The sequence below is a fragment of the Streptomyces liliiviolaceus genome, from assembly GCF_018070025.1.
Lineage (GTDB): Bacteria > Actinomycetota > Actinomycetes > Streptomycetales > Streptomycetaceae > Streptomyces > Streptomyces liliiviolaceus.
Window position 1 is genome coordinate 929,235 of sequence record NZ_JAGPYQ010000002.1, and the last position, 15,394, is coordinate 944,628.

General features: G+C 72.4%; 12 protein-coding genes. 2 read left to right on the forward strand and 10 right to left on the reverse strand.

All coding sequences use genetic code 11. The features are described from left to right. Nucleotides 1-279 precede the first annotated feature (279 nt). The 7 genes from J8N05_RS39440 to rpe all read right to left on the reverse strand — a co-directional run bounded on the left by J8N05_RS39440 (nucleotide 280) and on the right by rpe (nucleotide 6,859). Nucleotides 280-732, reverse strand: a complete 453-nt coding sequence (locus J8N05_RS39440; RefSeq protein ID WP_210891777.1) for an Lrp/AsnC family transcriptional regulator — start codon at nucleotides 730-732, stop codon at nucleotides 280-282. A 10-nt stretch (nucleotides 733-742) separates the two neighbouring features. Continuing rightward, entirely contained in the window at nucleotides 743-2,203 is a 1,461-nt protein-coding gene (locus J8N05_RS39445; protein WP_210891779.1) for an amino acid permease, read from the reverse strand. Nucleotides 2,204-2,595: 392 nt separating this feature from the next. Continuing rightward, entirely contained in the window at nucleotides 2,596-4,038 is a 1,443-nt protein-coding gene (locus J8N05_RS39450) for a GuaB1 family IMP dehydrogenase-related protein (RefSeq protein WP_210894145.1), read from the reverse strand. A 144-nt stretch (nucleotides 4,039-4,182) separates the two neighbouring features. Further along, the gene (locus tag J8N05_RS39455) at nucleotides 4,183-4,536 is read right to left on the reverse strand and encodes a barstar family protein (protein ID WP_210891781.1); all 354 of its coding nucleotides are present in this window, start codon (nucleotides 4,534-4,536) and stop codon (nucleotides 4,183-4,185) included. Then, the gene (locus J8N05_RS39460; RefSeq protein WP_210891783.1) at nucleotides 4,533-4,973 is read right to left on the reverse strand and encodes a ribonuclease domain-containing protein; all 441 of its coding nucleotides are present in this window, start codon (nucleotides 4,971-4,973) and stop codon (nucleotides 4,533-4,535) included. The genes J8N05_RS39455 and J8N05_RS39460 overlap by 4 nt, the downstream gene beginning before the upstream one ends. Before the next feature lie 77 nt (nucleotides 4,974-5,050). Next, nucleotides 5,051-6,094: a sugar-binding transcriptional regulator gene (locus tag J8N05_RS39465; RefSeq protein WP_107019654.1), complete on the reverse strand. Its 1,044-nt coding sequence runs from the start codon at nucleotides 6,092-6,094 to the stop codon at nucleotides 5,051-5,053. A gap of 78 nt (nucleotides 6,095-6,172) precedes the next feature. Continuing rightward, complete coding sequence (rpe, locus tag J8N05_RS39470; RefSeq protein ID WP_210891785.1) at nucleotides 6,173-6,859, reverse strand: ribulose-phosphate 3-epimerase; 687 nt, start codon at nucleotides 6,857-6,859, stop codon at nucleotides 6,173-6,175. Nucleotides 6,860-7,206: 347 nt separating this feature from the next. On the opposite strand from rpe, the gene J8N05_RS39475 reads away from it, so the two are divergent. Continuing rightward, nucleotides 7,207-9,351 (forward strand): MMPL family transporter, encoded by a 2,145-nt coding sequence (locus J8N05_RS39475; protein WP_247706876.1) that lies wholly within the window; start codon nucleotides 7,207-7,209, stop codon nucleotides 9,349-9,351. A 68-nt stretch (nucleotides 9,352-9,419) separates the two neighbouring features. On the opposite strand, the gene J8N05_RS39480 is transcribed toward J8N05_RS39475, so the two are convergent. Both J8N05_RS39480 and fmt read right to left on the reverse strand, forming a co-directional pair. After that, nucleotides 9,420-10,844, reverse strand: a complete 1,425-nt coding sequence (locus tag J8N05_RS39480; RefSeq protein ID WP_210891790.1) for an RsmB/NOP family class I SAM-dependent RNA methyltransferase — start codon at nucleotides 10,842-10,844, stop codon at nucleotides 9,420-9,422. Between the two features lie 209 nt (nucleotides 10,845-11,053). Next, entirely contained in the window at nucleotides 11,054-11,986 is a 933-nt protein-coding gene (gene fmt, locus J8N05_RS39485) for a methionyl-tRNA formyltransferase (protein ID WP_210891792.1), read from the reverse strand. Between the two features lie 314 nt (nucleotides 11,987-12,300). Here fmt and J8N05_RS39490 point away from each other — a divergent pair, with 314 nt between their 5' ends. Continuing rightward, the gene (locus tag J8N05_RS39490; protein WP_210891794.1) at nucleotides 12,301-12,858 is read left to right on the forward strand and encodes a hypothetical protein; all 558 of its coding nucleotides are present in this window, start codon (nucleotides 12,301-12,303) and stop codon (nucleotides 12,856-12,858) included. A gap of 114 nt (nucleotides 12,859-12,972) precedes the next feature. Here J8N05_RS39490 and J8N05_RS39495 read toward each other — a convergent pair whose 3' ends face one another. Beyond that, nucleotides 12,973-15,174, reverse strand: a complete 2,202-nt coding sequence (locus J8N05_RS39495) for a primosomal protein N' (protein WP_210891796.1) — start codon at nucleotides 15,172-15,174, stop codon at nucleotides 12,973-12,975. Nucleotides 15,175-15,394: the final 220 nt, after the last annotated feature.

Below are 15,394 nucleotides of genomic sequence, written 5' to 3' on the forward strand. Positions count from 1 at the left end.
GACGCCGAAACACGGCATCCGAGGCGGCCCTCGGGAGGCACAACGTCTAACTCAATGTCGCCAGATCACACCAAGATGCTAGCCCGCCTGCTTTCAGGGGCACGGGGAACGGCGCAGTCTTTTGCTTTTGAGGGGCGCGGGGAACGGCGCGAGCAACCCCCACCGACCCGCACAGGAGCCCCTACGGGTCGCAAGAGGGCCGGCTTTTCAGGGGCGCGGGGAACTGCGCGACCAGCCCCCACCGGACCCGCAGCCGAACAACGCCCCCCAGCGGAAGCGTCACGTCGGCGCCCCGGAAGAAAACCTCCGCAACAACGGCGAAAGCACCAGCACGGACTTCGTCCGCTCGACGAACGCCTCCCCCGCGATCCGCTCAAGCACCCGCTCGAAGTGCCGCATGTCGGAGGCGAACACCTGCACCACCGCGTCCGCCTCCCCCGTGACGGTGGAAGCGGCCACCACCTCCTGATACCGCTCCAGCCCCCGCTGGATCGTCTCCGGCGAGGTGTTCCGGCGGCAGTAGATCTCGACGAACCCCTCGGTCTCCCACCCGAGCGCCGCGGGGTCCACCCGCACGGTGAACCCGGTGATGGCCCCACTGGACCGCAGCCGGTCCACCCGCCGCTTCACGGCGGGCGCGGACAGCCCGATCTCCTGCCCGATGTCGGCGTAGGAGCGCCGAGCGTCCTCGGCAAGGGCGTGCACGATACGTTCGTCGAGATCGTTCAGCACTGCGGGTGGATCACTTCTCTGGAGTGGCGAGGCGGGAGCGGCGATAGCCGTAACTGAAGTAGAACACGAGCCCGACGGCCATCCAGACCCCGAAGACCACCCAGGTCACAGTGTCGAGGCTGCCCATCATCCACACGCAGAAGCCGAAGCCCAGCGCGGGCATCAGCGGCGACAGCGGCACCCGGAACGTCCGGGGCATCCCGGGCCGCGTACGCCGCAGGACCACGACGGCCACATTCACCAGCGCGAAGGCGAAGAGCGTGCCGATGCTGGTCGCGTCGGCGAGCTGTCCGAGCGGGATCGCGGCGGCGAGGACACCGCAGAACGAGGACACGATGACGGTGTTGACGCGCGGGGTCCCGCTCTTCGCGTGGACGCGGGAGAAGACCTTGGGCACGAGTCCGTCGCGGGACATGGCGAAGAGGATGCGGGTCTGCCCGTAGAGCACGGTCAGGACGACGCTCGCGATGGCGATGACCGCGCCGGCCGCGAGCAGCGTGCCCCAGACGGCGTCGCCGGTGACGTCCTTCATGATCCCGGCGAGCGCGGCCTCCGAGTCGGTGAACTCCCGCCAGGGCATGGCACCGACGGCGACGGCCGCGACGAGCACGTACAGGGCGGTCACGATGATCAGGGAGAGCATGATCGCGCGCGGCAGGTCGCGCTGCGCGTTCCTGGCCTCCTCGCCCGCGGTGGAGGCGGCGTCGAAGCCGATGTAGGAGAAGAAGAGGGTGGCTCCGGCGGCGCTGACGCCCGCCATGCCCAGCGGCATGAAGTTCTCGTAGTTGCCGGAGCGGAAGCCCTGCACGCCGATGAGGCAGAACAGCAGCAGCGCGGCGATCTTGACGACGACCATGACGGTGTTGGCGCGCGCGGACTCGCGGGCGCCGCCCAGCAGGAACGCCATGGCGAGCAGCACGACGATCAGCGCGGGCAGGTTGAAGATCCCGCCGTCCCCGGGCGGCGCGGAGAGCGCGTCCGGGATGGTGACGCCGATCGTGCCGTCGAGCAGCTCGTTCAGGTACTCGCCCCAGCCGACGGCCACGGCCGCGACGGAGACGCCGTACTCCAGGACGAGACACCAGCCGCAGATCCAGGCGATCAGCTCGCCCATGGTGGCGTAGGTGTACGAGTACGAGGATCCGGAGACCGGGATGGTGCCCGCAAGTTCGGCGTACGAGAGGGCCGAGAAGAGCGCGGTGAGTCCGGCGATCACGAAGGAGACAGTGACGGCCGGGCCCGCCTTCGGAACGGCCTCGCCGAGCACCACGAAGATGCCGGTGCCGAGCGTGGCGCCGATGCTGATCATCGTCAGCTGCCACAGCCCGAGGGAGCGCCGCAGGCTGCCGCCCTCGCCCTGGCCGCCCTCGGCGACCAGGGTCTCCACGGGCTTGCGGCGCATCAGACGCGCGCCGGGCCCGGCGGACGAGGGATGACTGCGGGACTGCGGTGGTGCGCCGTGGTCGTGCACGCGGGTGGCTCCTTCATCGCTGCCGTTCGAGGCGGCGAGACCCCACGACAGCCCCGCGGAGGGGACCACCGTGCACGGGGTCCCCGCCACACTTCGCTCAGCGCACGACTCTATGAGCCCGCGCTTCCCACCCGTAATGCAGCAACCATGCGCGTCTCCGCAAGATCGTTGCGCACATCCCCCACAGACGACCGTTCATTGCGCACGGGCGAGCACCCCCCACGAGGGGCACGGGCAACGGCGCGACCTTTTGCCTTTCAGGGGCGCGGGCAACGGCGCAGCCTGTTGCTTTCAGGGGCGCGGGGAACGGCGCAATCTTTTAGGGGCGCGGGGAACTGCGCGACCAGCCACGGTCAACCCGCACCCACCCACCCCCGCCGGCGGCGGAGCCGTCAGCTCCAACTGGCATGCAGCGGCTGCCCCTCCGCATACCCCGCAGCACTCTGCACGCCCACGACCGCCCGCTCCGCGAACTCCGCAAGAGAGTTCGCACCGGCATACGTACAAGAGGACCGCACACCCGCGATGATCGAGTCGACCAGGTCCTCGACCCCCGGCCGGGACGGGTCGAGGAACATCCGGGACGTCGAGATCCCCTCCTCGAACAGCGCCTTGCGCGCCCGGTCGTACGCCGACTCCTCAGACGTACGGTTGCGCACCGCGCGCGCGGACGCCATGCCGAACGACTCCTTGTACAGCCGCCCGTTCGCGTCCTGCTGAAGGTCGCCCGGCGACTCGTACGTACCGGCGAACCACGAGCCGACCATCACGTTCGACGCGCCCGCGGCCAGGGCCATGGCGACATCGCGCGGGTGCCGCACACCACCGTCGGCCCACACGTGCTTGCCGTGCTTCTTCGCCTCGGCCGCGCACTCCAGGACGGCCGAGAACTGCGGGCGGCCCACGCCGGTCATCATGCGCGTGGTGCACATGGCGCCGGGTCCGACCCCGACCTTGATGATGTCCGCGCCGGCCTCGATCAGATCGCGTACGCCCTCGGCGGCGACGATGTTGCCCGCGACGATCGGCACCTGGGGGTCGAGCGCGCGGACGGCCCGCACCGCGGAGAGCATCGACTCCTGGTGGCCGTGCGCGGTGTCCACGACGAGCGTGTCGACGCCAGCGGCGAGCAACTGCTTGGCCTTGCCCGCCACATCGCCGTTGATACCGACGGCGGCGGCGATGCGCAGCTTGCCGTCCGCGTCGGTGGCGGGTGTGTAGAGCGTGGCACGCAGGGCGCCCTTGCGGGTGAGGATGCCGGCGAGGCGGCCCTCCTCGTCCACGGCGGGCGCGTACCGGCGGTTGGCGTGATCGAGCCTGTCGAACGCCTCGCCCGGCTCGATGTCCGCGTCGAGCAGCAGCAGGTCCCGGGACATGACCTCGGAGAGCTGGGTGAAGCGGTCGACGCCGTTCAGGTCGGCGTCGGTGACCACGCCGACGGGCCGGCCCTCGCCGTCCACCACGACACCGGCGTTGTGCGCGCGCTTGGGCAGCAGGGACAGCGCGTCGGCGACGGTCTGGTGCGGGGCGAGGACGATCGGGGTGTCCAGCACGAGGTGCCGGCTCTTGACCCAGGAGACGACCTCGGTGACGACCTCGATCGGGATGTCCTGCGGGATGACGACGAGCCCGCCGCGGCGGGCCACGGTCTCGGCCATCCGGCGGCCCGCGATGGCGGTCATGTTGGCGACCACCAGGGGAATCGTGGTGCCGGTGCCGTCCGGCGAAGCCAGGTCGACGCCCTGCCGCGAGCCGACCGCGGAACGGCTCGGCACCATGAAGACGTCGTCGTACGTCAGGTCGTACGCGGGCTGGATGTCGTTGAGGAAACGCACGTGCTGCACATCCCAGTCGATCAGAGGCGGCCCCCGGACAGGACAGCCCGAGGGAGAGCACGTACTTCATTGTCCCATGCGGGGCCGCCCACACGCCCTGGGTCGATCGTCCAGGCTGGTCAGGGGGCTGTTCGTGGGATCCTCCTAGGCGCCGAGGGCCAGCGCCACGGTGAGCGCCGGGGTGCGGTCGGCCGCCTGGGCGAAGACGTCCTCGGCGGTCTCCCACTCGTCGGGCCGGACGCGCGCGTACGTGCGCCAGCCGGTGACGACGACCAGCAGGCCCCGCTCGCCGGCGGCCGCGGGCCACACGGACGGGTCGGTGAGGCTGTCGGCGAGCGCGTCCCAGTTGCGGCCGAACCACTCCGGCAGCTCCAGGGCGCGTACGCAGCGCTCCATGAGGCCCGCCTTGTCCGCGACCCCGTCGAGGTCCAGGGTGACCACGTGGCGGCCCGGCAGGTCGTGTCGCGGCTCGTCGTGTCCCGGCTCGTCGTGCGTCATCTCAGCACCGCCCTGAACGAGTTGTAGTGATCATCGGTGTAGTAGACCTCGCCGTCCCGCCCGGTGACAATGCGCCGGGCCCCGCGATCCCGCTCGCCGGGCGTCCGTACCGTGTACTCGTGGTAATAGCCGCGCTCCTGGCGCGGCAGCTCCCGCTCGAAGTTCCCGAAGACGGTGCCGTCCTTGGCGTACGGGAAGGGGCCGCCCGCGTCGATGAGGGCGAGCGTCCGGCGCGCCTCGGCGGGCAGCCCGGCCTCCCGGACCGTGTCCATGCCGTCGGCCCACGCGGGAGCGGAGGCGGTCGCGGTGTCCGTGTCCCCGGACGTCTTCCCGGTCGCGTTCCCGGCGGTGTCCGTGGACGAGCAGCCGGCGAGCAGCAGGGCCGTCAGGCACACCAGCAGCGCGGAGAGCGGACGGGGGACGGACCGGAGCAGCATGTCGTCGATGCTGCCACGGCCGTCCCCTCACGGCGCGCTGTCGAACGGCCGGTGGATCGCCTCGGGTGATCGGTGGGTCAGAGCCCGTCGGGGTCCGCCCGGTCCAGGGCCGGACGGGGCGCGGGCCCCGTCGTCATCAGGGCGTCCGCGGCCGCCGTGTCCGTCACCAGGCTGGTGACGAGCCCGGACCGCAGTACCGCGTCGATGGCGCCCGACTTGCGCTGTCCCCCGGCGATCGCGACGACCTCGGGGATCCGCCGCAGCCGGTCGGCCTCGACGGTGATGCACCGCTCCCCCAGGTCCCGCCCGACCCGGCGGCCCTCGACGTCGAAGAGGTGCGCGGACATCTCGGCCTCGACCCCGAGGGACGCGTAGTGCGCGCGCTCCTCCTCGGTGAGCATGTCGTGCACCGTCGAGATCCCGGCCTCCCAGGATCCGATGGACACACAGGCCACGGTGACCTTGTCGAAGTACTCGAAGGCCCGGGCGATCCCCGTCTGGCTGCGCAGCGCGGCCGCGGTGGCCACGTCCGGCAGGAGCATCGGCGCGTAGATGGGGTGGGCGTCGCCGCCGGAGACCTGGGCGGCCCGGCGGACGGCCTCGACCGAGCCGCGCTCGGCCGTCCCGGCGTCGTAGACACCCGTCAGTTGCACCACCGTGCACGGCGGCAGCCGGTCGAGCGCCGCGGCCATGTGGATGGTGGAGCGGCCCCAGGCGAGACCGAGCACGTCGCCCTCGGCGACCAGTTCCCCGAGCAGGTCGGCGGCCACCTCGCCGAGGTTCTCCGGGTCGGGCGACTCCTCGGCCTCGGCCGGGGACTCCACGACGACGGCATGCCGCAGCCCGTAGCGGGCGCGCAGCGCGTCGGAGCGCTCCGCGTCCAGCTCCGCGGGGACACGGATCTCGATCCTCACGAGATCCCGTTCGAGGGCGGTCTCCAGGACCCGGGCCACCTTGAAGCGGCTGACGCCGAACTCCTCGGCGATCTGGATCTTGGACTTGCCCTCAAGGTAGAAGCGGCGGGCCATGGCCGCCGCCTGCACCAGCTCAGCGGGTCCCATCCGCATGGCTGACCGGCCCGCCGACATACCCGACACGGCGATCTCCTCACTGCTGTTCACACTCTGGATTCGCCGTTCATCCTTGCAGATCCGGCGTACTTGATCAGCCCTGAGGGGCGGCGTTCACGTTCCCTTGGCTCAGTGGCCGCATGCCCATGCTGCCTGGGCCGTCGCCCCCTCGGCCTGGGTGCGCAATGCACGTACCGCCTGGGCGGGGTCGGCGGCGCCGTAGACGGCCGAGCCGGCGACGAAGACATCGGCTCCCGCCTCGGCGCAGCGCTCGATGGTGGAGGCGGAGACCCCGCCGTCGACCTGCAGCCACAGTTCGAGACCGTGCTTGCTGATCAACTCGCGGGTGCGGCGGATCTTCGGAAGCATGATGTCGAGAAACGCCTGGCCGCCGAAGCCGGGCTCGACGGTCATGATCAGCAGCATGTCCAGCTCGGGCAGCAGATCCTCGTACGGCTCGATGGGGGTCGCGGGCTTCAGCGCCATGGAGGCGCGGGCGCCCTTGGCCCGGATCTCGCGGGCCAGGCGCACGGGTGCGGCGGCGGCCTCGACGTGGAAGGTGACGGAACCGGCACCCGCTTCTACGTACTGGGGCGCCCACCGATCGGCGTCCTCGATCATCAGATGGCAGTCCAACGGTGTGTCCGTCGCACGTGCCAGGGACTCTACGACCGGCACACCGAGCGTGAGGTTGGGGACGAAATGGTTGTCCATCACGTCGACATGCAGCCAGTCGGCGCCCTCCACCGCCTTTGCCTCCTCGGCAAGGCGGGCGAAGTCGGCGGAGAGGATGCTGGGGTTGATCTGCGCGGCCATGCCACAAGCCTGCCATGCCCGGAGCCGGTTGCCTCCCCGGTCCCGGCCCGGACCGGTCGGTATGTACCGACTCGTTCGGCCCGGGGGGCTGCACCGGCCGGACGGCCCATGCCATCCTTGTCGGCCCACCGGCTCCATAAGCGGCTACGGGGATGGCCATGACGGACGCGCAGGGAACACCGGAACCTCAAGGATCTCAGGCCTCACAAGACTCTCAGGGATCTCTGCGATCTCAGGCCTCACAGGACACTCAGGGATCTCAGGGATCTCGGAACTCGCAGGGATTTCGGGGGAAGCAGCGGCGGGGTGTCGGCTGGCTGGTCTGCGGCCGGCGTTCCAAGTGGCTCGTGGTGGGACTGTGGCTGGTGCTGCTCGTGGTCATGGCGCCCTTCGCGCAGAAGCTCACCGACGCCCAGGACAACGACGCCGCCTCCTGGCTGCCCGGTTCCGCCGAGTCGACCCAAGTCCTGCAGACCTCCGAGGACTTCAGGCCGGAACAGCTCCCCGCGATCGTCGTGTACGCCCGCGCCGACGGCCTCACCGCACAGGACCAGGTACGGATCGCCCGGGACGTACGGGAGCTCAAGGAACTGAGCGAGCACGGCATCCGCGGCGCGGAGACCCGTGGCCCCGTGTTCGACCGGAGGCCGGCCCCGCGGGCGGCCCAGGTCTCCGTGCCGATCACGATGGACGAGAAGGGCTGGGAGCGCATCGCGCCCGCGGTCGACGCCATCCGTGCGGACGTCGGCGAGAGCGGGGACGGCCTCGCCGTGCACATCACGGGCCCGGGCGGTACGTCGGCCGACTTCTCCGAGGCCTTCGAGGGCATCGACTCCACCCTGCTGTTCTCCGCGATGGCCGTCGTCATCGTGATGCTGCTGCTCACCTACCGCAGCCCGACCCTGCTGATCGTGCCGCTGATCGGGGTGGTCGCCGCGCTGTTCACCGCGCAGGCGCTGGTCTATCTGCTCGCGGAACACGCGGGACTGACCGTCAACGGGCAGAGCGCGGGCATCCTCACGGTGCTCGTCTTCGGCGCGGGGACGGACTACGCCCTGCTCCTGGTGGCCCGCTACCGGGAGGAGCTGCGCCGCCACGAGGACCGCCACGAGGCCATGGCGCTGGCCCTGCACCGGGCGGGCCCGGCCGTCGTCGCGTCCGGTGCCACCGTCGTCCTGAGCATGCTGGTGCTGCTCGCCGCCGAGATGAACTCGACGCGCGGCCTCGGCCCGGTGGCCGCCATCGGCGTCGCCGTGGCACTGGTCGCGATGCTGACGCTCTTCCCGGCCCTGCTGGTGATCTGCGGCCGCTGGATCTTCTGGCCGGTCGTCCCGCACTTCGGCTCCGAGGACCCGACCGAGCGCGGTGTCTGGGCGCGGATGGGCAACCGCTTCTCGCACCGCCCGCGGCTGGTCTGGGTCATCACGGCGGCGACGCTCGCGCTGCTGTCGCTGGGGCTGATCCAGCTGCGCGCGGAGGGCATCAGCAACGCCGACTCCTTCACCGACAAACCCGACTCGATCATCGGCCAGGAGGTGTCCGCGCGGTACTTCCCGGCGGGCAGCGGCGATCCGCTCGTCGTCATCAGCGACCGCGAACAGGCCGAGGAGGTCGGGCGGGCGGTCGCGGACACCCGCGGGGTCGTACCGGACTCCCTTGGCCTGCCGCCCGGCACGAAACCGGAGTTCGAGGGCAAGGTGCTCTTCGAGGCGACCATGACCGCCCCGGCGGACAGCGAGGCCGCCAAACGGACGGTGGAGCGGGTACGGGACGCCGTGCACGCGGTACCGGACGCGAACGCCCGGGTGGGTGGCGGTACGGCGGCTCTGCTGGACATGGACAGGGCGACGACCCACGACAACATCCTGATCATCCCGCTGGTGCTGCTCGTGGTGCTGCTGATCCTGTGCGCCCTGCTCCGCGCCCTGATCGCCCCGCTGCTCCTGATCGGCACGGTGGTGCTGTCCTTCGCCGCCGCGCTGGGGATCAGCGCGCTCGCGTTCCGGCACGTCTTCGACTACGCGGGCGAGACGACCGACTTCCCGCTGTTCGTCTTCGTCTTCCTGGTGGCGCTGGGCATCGACTACAACATCTTCCTGACCACCCGCATCCGCGAGGAGGCAGCCCGCCAGGGCACGCGGCCGGGCGTGGTCACGGGCCTCGCCGCCACCGGCGCGGTCATCACGTCGGCGGGCCTGGTCCTGGCGGGCACGTTCGCGGCCCTGGGGACGCTGCCGATGGTCGCCTTCGCCGAGATCGGGTTCACGGTCGCCCTCGGCGTACTGCTCGACACGTTCATCGTGCGCTCGGTCCTCGTGACGTCCCTGTTCCTGGACGTGGGCCCGAAGATCTGGTGGCCGAACCGGCTGGCCCACGAGACCGGAGCCCCTGTGGCCGGCCCGCCGACACCTGCCGCGCCCTCCGCTCCCGCCACGCCCGTCGCGGAGCCCCCGGCGGAGCCGGCCTCACGGCCGGGAAGCCCGTCGGAATAGCCCGAGCCGGCCCGCGACGGGCGCGGAAGGCGGATGCGGAAGAGGGATGCGGAAGGGGTACGGACCGGTCAGCCGGTCCGGCGGATCAGCGCCAGATACATGGCGTCCGTCCCGTGCACATGCGGCCACAGCTGGACGTCAGGGCCCTCCCCCAGGGCCGGGACGTCCACGAAGAGCGGACGGGCGTCGATCAGTTCGGCGTCCTTCTCCTTGAGCACATCGTTGACCACGGCCCGGGTCTCGGCGAGGTGCGGCGAGCAGGTGGCGTACCCGACGACACCGCCGATCCGCACCGAGTCGAGCGCGGTGCGCAGCAGCCCGCGCTGCAACGGCGCGAACCCGTCCAGGTCCGTGGGCCGGCGCCGCCAGCGCGCCTCGGGCCGCCGCCGCAGGGCACCGAGGCCGGTGCAGGGCACGTCCATCAGTACGCGGTCGAAGGTCCCCGGGCGCCACGGCGGCCGGGTCCCGTCGGCGGCGATCACCTGGTACGGCCCGGGGTTCCCGGCGAGTGCCTTCGCGACCAGTTTGGCGCGGTGCGGCTGCTTCTCGGAGGCGAGCAGCACGGCCCCGCGCTCGGCGGCGAGCCCGGCGAGCATGGCCGCCTTGCCGCCCGGTCCCGCGCATCCGTCGAGCCATGCCTTGTCGGGTCCGTCGAGGGGCGCGTTCGCGAGAGCGATCGCCACGAGCTGGCTGCCCTCGTCCTGGACGCCGGCCCGTCCTTCGCGTACGGCGTCGATGGCTCCCGGCTCCCCGCCCTCGGACAGCCGCACCGCGTACGGCGACCAGCGCCCCGGCAGCGCGGTCTCCTCACCGACCTCGCCGAGGATCCCGTCGGCGGTGGCACGGCCCGGCCTGGCCACGAGGGTCACCTCGGGCCGTTCGTTGTCGGCCTCCAGCAGATCCTCGATGCCGGCGCGCCCGCCGCCCAGCGAGTCCCAGAGCGCCGAAACGATCCACCGCGGATGCGAGTGCACGACCGCGAGATGGTCCTCGGGGTCCTCGTCGTAGGGCGGTGCGACCTGCTCGATCCAGGCGTCCAGTTCCTGCCGGGAGATCTTGCGGAGCACGGCGTTGACGAACTTCGCGCGCCCGTCGCCGAGCACGATCCGCGCGAGGTCGACGGTCGCGGACACGGCGGCGTGCGTCGGGATCCGCGTCCCGAGCAATTGATGCGCGCCCAGGCTCAGCACGTCCAGGACCGGCGGGTCGACCTCGCGCAGCGGCCGGTCGACGCATGCGGAGATGACCGCGTCGTACGTCCCCTGCCTGCGCAGTGTCCCGTACACCAGCTCCGTCGCCAGTGCCGCGTCGCGCCCGTCGAAGTCGCCCTCTTCCCGGGCCTTCCGCAGCAGAGGCGGCAGCACGAGATTCGCATACGCGTCCCTCTCGTCCACCGCCCGCAAAGCATCGAAGGCAAGCATCCGCACCGGGTCCTTCTTGGGACGACGATAGGGCTTGCCCTGCTGACGGGGCCGACGAGTCTGCTCACTCACGAAAAAGGTGCTCCGGCTCAGTGGAAGAGATACCTCCACAGCGTACGCCGCCACCTAAGGGGCGCGGGGAACTGCGCAACCCCCGCAACGGCAGACCCGCACACCTCTAGGCCCCGCCCCACACGCACCGCCAAAGGGGCGCGGGGAACTGCGCGACAAGCCCCCACCGGACCCGCAGAGAAAACAGCCCCACCCGCGGAGCGACCGACTCAGCCCCCCACCACCTCGCCGGAGGCGATCCGAACCCCCCGGGCCCAGTCAGCCGCCCGCATCGGCTTCTTCCCCTGCGCCTGCACCCACAACAACTCGACGGCATACGACCCGGTACCGACGTACACATTGTTCTTCCCGACCGCCAACGCCCCCGGCGCGAGATCCGTCCGCTCGGGAACCGGCACGACCTGGATCAGCTTCAACCGCTCCCCGCGGAAGACGGTCCACGACCCGGGCGAGGGCGTGCACCCCCGTACGACCCGGTCGACCCGGAGCGCGGGCGCGGCCCAGTCGACATGCGCGTCCTCGACGCTGATCTTCGGAGCCAGGGTGACCCCGTCCGCCGGCTGCGGCACGGCCTTCAGCGTGCCGTCCTCGATCCCGTCCATCGTCGCCGCGAGCAGCCCGGACCCGGCGAAGGCGAGCCGCGTCAGCAGATCCCCGCTGGTGTCGGTGGCCCGCACCTCCTCGGTGACGGTCCCGTACACCGGCCCGGAGTCGAGCCCCTCCTCGATGAGGAACGTGGACGCCCCGGTGATCTCGTCCCCGGCCATGACGGCGTGCTGCACGGGCGCCGCCCCGCGCCAGGCGGGCAGCAGCGAGAAGTGCAGGTTGACCCAGCCGTGCGCGGGGATGTCGAGCGCGACCCGGGGCAGCAGCGCTCCGTAGGCCACGACGGGGCAGCAGTCCGGGGCGATCTCCCTCAGCCGCGCGAGGAAGTCCTCGTCCCGCGGCCGGCCGGGCTTGAGCACCTCGATCCCGGCCTCCTCGGCGCGCTGGGCGACGGGGCTCGCGACAAGCCTGCGCCCCCGTCCGGCCGGCGCGTCGGGCCGCGTGACGACGGCGGCCACCTCGTGCCGCCCGGAGGCGATCAGGGCGTCCAGAGCGGGAACGGCGACCTCGGGGGTACCGGCGAAGACGAGCTTCATGGGTGGCAGTCGGCCTCTCGGGCGGATTCACAACGGGCAGCGCACCAGTCTATGGGGCGCGGCCCGATGGGGCGCGGCCCCGCTTCCAGGGGCGCGGGGAACTGCGCGACAAGCCCCCACCTGACCCGCGGACGAAGCTCTCGTCCGCCTCGTCCGATGTACCCCCGAACCGACCGCCGGGGGCGTACGCATATGCCCCCACGCCCCTGATGCGTGACCACTCACCCCGAAACGCGTTGGTCAAGAAAGAGTTGACCAAAACGGGCCGCAATCGCGGCCCGGACCTTTTCAACGCCGGTTCGAGAGGCTTGTTCATGGCCGACCACGCAACCCACGACGCCCAGGCTCGGGCCAGCCTGCACTTGCTGGTGCGGGACATCGAGCGGGTCCGCCGGCAGGTGGACGCACTGCGCACGCTGACAGCCCAGCTGGGCAACGTCTACCGCCCGCGCCGCTCCGGCCCCTCCACGGGCTTCGTCGTCTACGGACGCGCTCCCGCGCCGACCGTCCGCCTCGCCCAGGAGCTGCGGGACAGCGTCGAGACGCTGGTCACGGCCGCCGTGGACTTCGACCGCTCACTGGGCTTCTCGTGGGACGCGGTGGGCTCGGCTCTCGGCGTCACCAAACAGGCGGTGCACCGCCGTTACGGCGCCCGCCGGGCGACCGCCCAGGCCGCCGCGGAGGCCGAGCGCGCCACCGAGCCGTCGGGAACCCGCGCGGTCGGCGTCAACACCGGCCTCCCCACGGTCCCGGCCGCCCGTTCCATGCCGATGCCGATGCCCATGCCGATGCCGACCCAGCCGACGGCAGGCAGCCCCACTCTCCGCGAGGAGACCAGGCCGAGCGCGTTCCCCGGCCCGCGCAACGGCTGACGCCGTCACCGGCCGACCCCGAAGCGGTCCCTTGTCTGCCCCCGAAACCCTCGGGGGCAGACGCACATCTCCCCGCCTCGACTCTCTCCCCCGACTCTCCCCGTCCCCCACAGGTCACCCGATATCCGGCGGATCGATCCGAATCCGCACGGCTTCGCTCCCGCCACCACCCCGGCCGCCCCCGCTGCTCCCGGGGCCTCCACTCCCTCCACGGGCACTGCCCCCACGAGCCATCCGGGCAGCCTGCGCATGCTTCAGCGCGGACGCCAGCGCCGCGCCCTTCCCCCGCGGCACCCGGATCAGCGCCCGCTCCCACTGCTCGCCCGCGGGCGGCGCCCCCGCCCGCCGCGGCCGACCCGGGTCCGCCGGAGTCACCGGCACCGGTCCCAGCAGCTCGGCCTCGCCGGGCAGTTCGACCGTGGCGAGGAAGCCGGCGAGCCCCTCCGCGGTCCCGGACACGGACGCCATCCGCGACACCGGCGGGAACCCCAGCTCGGCCCGCTCGGCCAGTTCACGCACCGCGTGCCCGACCGGGTCCCAGCGCACCAGCGCCTGCACGGGCCGCAGCGTCGGCTCGGCCACGACCACCACGGTCCCGCCGTCCGGCTCCCCCCGTACCAGCGCCGCCGCGTCGATCCACCGCCGCAGCGCCTCCTCACCGGCCCGCAGGTCCGGCCGTCCGAGCATCGCCCAGCCGTCGAGCAGCAGCGCCGCCGCGTAGCCGCCCTCGGCCACGGGCTCCGCGCCCGGCGTACTGACGACGAGCGCGGGCGACCCCGGCACCGTGTCCAGCACCTGTTCGCGGCCCGAGGTCCGCACGGGGACGGCCGGGAACGCGCGCCCCAGCTCCTCGGCGGTCCGCCGCGCCCCCACGACCTGCGCCCGCAGCCGGAACCCCCCGCACTCGGGACAGTGCCAACCGCCTTCCTCCCGGCCGCACCACCCGCACTGGAGCCCTCCGGCGTCCTGCCCCTCCAAGGGTCCGGCGCAGTGCCGGCACCGTGCGGGCGCCCGGCACTGCGCACAGGCCATGCGGGGCACGTAACCCCGCCGCGGGACCTGTACCAGTACGGGCCCCGACTTCAGCCCTTCCCGCACGGCCTGCCAGGCGAGGGTGGGCAGCCGCGCGGCCCGTGCCGCCTCGTCGCGCGCGAGGTCCTGGTCGCCGACGGTCCGTACGAGCGGAGCAGCCGCGCGTACCCGTTCCCGCTCGGCGACGATCGGAGCCGCCCAGCCGCTCTCGACGAGCTGCGCGGCCTCGACGGTGCAACTCCAACTCCCGAGCAGAAAAGCGCACTTGTCGTGGGCGGCCCGCAACAGCAGCACCTCGCGGGCGTGCGGCTGCGGGGCATGCGGTTCGCTGTGGCTGCCGTCCCCGTCGTCCCAGATGACCACGAGCCCCAGATCCCGTACGGGCGCGAACATGGCGGCCCTGGTCCCCACCACGGCCCGTACGGACCCGCGCCGCACGGCCAGCCACTGCCGGTAACGCTTCTCGGGCCCGGCCTCGGCGGTCAGCACGGCGTGCCGCCCCTCCCCCAGCACCGAGGTGAGCGCCGCGTCCACCCGGCTGACGGCCCGCCCGTCGGGCACGACGACGAGCGCGCCGCGCCCCGAGGCGAGCGTCGCCGCCACGGCCCGCGCCAACTCCTCGGCCCAGCCGGGCCCCGGCAGCGCGTTCCACACGGCCCGGGGCACCCCGCCGCCCGCGAGCGACTCGATGAAGGCGGGCCCTCTCGGATACCTGGCCCAAGACCCCACCGCCGGCGCCTCGGGCACGGGCAGCGGCTCGGGCGACGGTTTCCCCTCGGCGCGGGCGTTGCGCGGCGGGACGGCCAGTTGCAGTACGTCGGCCAGGCTTCCCGCGTACCGGTCGGCGACGGCGCGCGCCAGGCCCAGCGACTCCTCGCTCAACACGATCTCGGGCGACACCACTTGGGCGAGGGCCGCCAGGGGCCCCGAGTAGTCGGACTCGGCCAGCCGCTCGACGAGGAACCCGTCGATCAGCCCGCCGCCCTCGCGCCGCCCCTCCCGCACCCGGTGCCGCCCGGCCCCGAACCGCACGCGCACCCGCACCCCGGGCTGGGCGTCGGCGTCCAGTTCCGCGGGCACGGCGTAGTCGAAGTAGCGGTCGAGATGCAGCACGCCCTTGTCGACGAGCACCCGTGCGACGGGCAGGTGCTGGGCGACCGCGGCCCCGCGCCAGGTCCGCGGTTTGGCCCGCGGCGCCTTGCGCACGGCATCCCGGATCAACGCAAGCTGCTCGGGCGGCGCCCCGTCGGCCCCGCCACCCGTCTGCCCGTCGTCGCTGCTCACAGCAGCATTCCTACCAGACCGCACTGACACCACCACCCGCCCGGCACCGCCCCGCCCACACACCACGAACGCCCCGGAAGCGATGGCCGATACCGCTTCCTGGACACATCCCTCAGGGCCGACGGCACGTCGAGGTAGCAGGCGCCGCCACACCCACCCCGAAGGAACCACCAACAGCCCCCGCCCCCTGAACCGCCGAGGCCCGGCCCCCCTCAAGCGG

Excerpts from the sequence above, each read along its gene's own strand:
- J8N05_RS39455 (WP_210891781.1), bottom strand. The coding sequence starts at position 4,536 with ATGACGCACGACGAGCCGGGACACGACGAGCCGCGACACGACCTGCCG.
- fmt (WP_210891792.1), bottom strand. The coding sequence starts at position 11,986 with ATGAAGCTCGTCTTCGCCGGTACCCCCGAGGTCGCCGTTCCCGCTCTG.
- J8N05_RS39490 (WP_210891794.1), top strand. The coding sequence starts at position 12,301 with ATGGCCGACCACGCAACCCACGACGCCCAGGCTCGGGCCAGCCTGCAC.
- rpe (WP_210891785.1), bottom strand. The coding sequence starts at position 6,859 with ATGGCCGCGCAGATCAACCCCAGCATCCTCTCCGCCGACTTCGCCCGC.
- J8N05_RS39460 (WP_210891783.1), bottom strand. The coding sequence starts at position 4,973 with ATGCTGCTCCGGTCCGTCCCCCGTCCGCTCTCCGCGCTGCTGGTGTGC.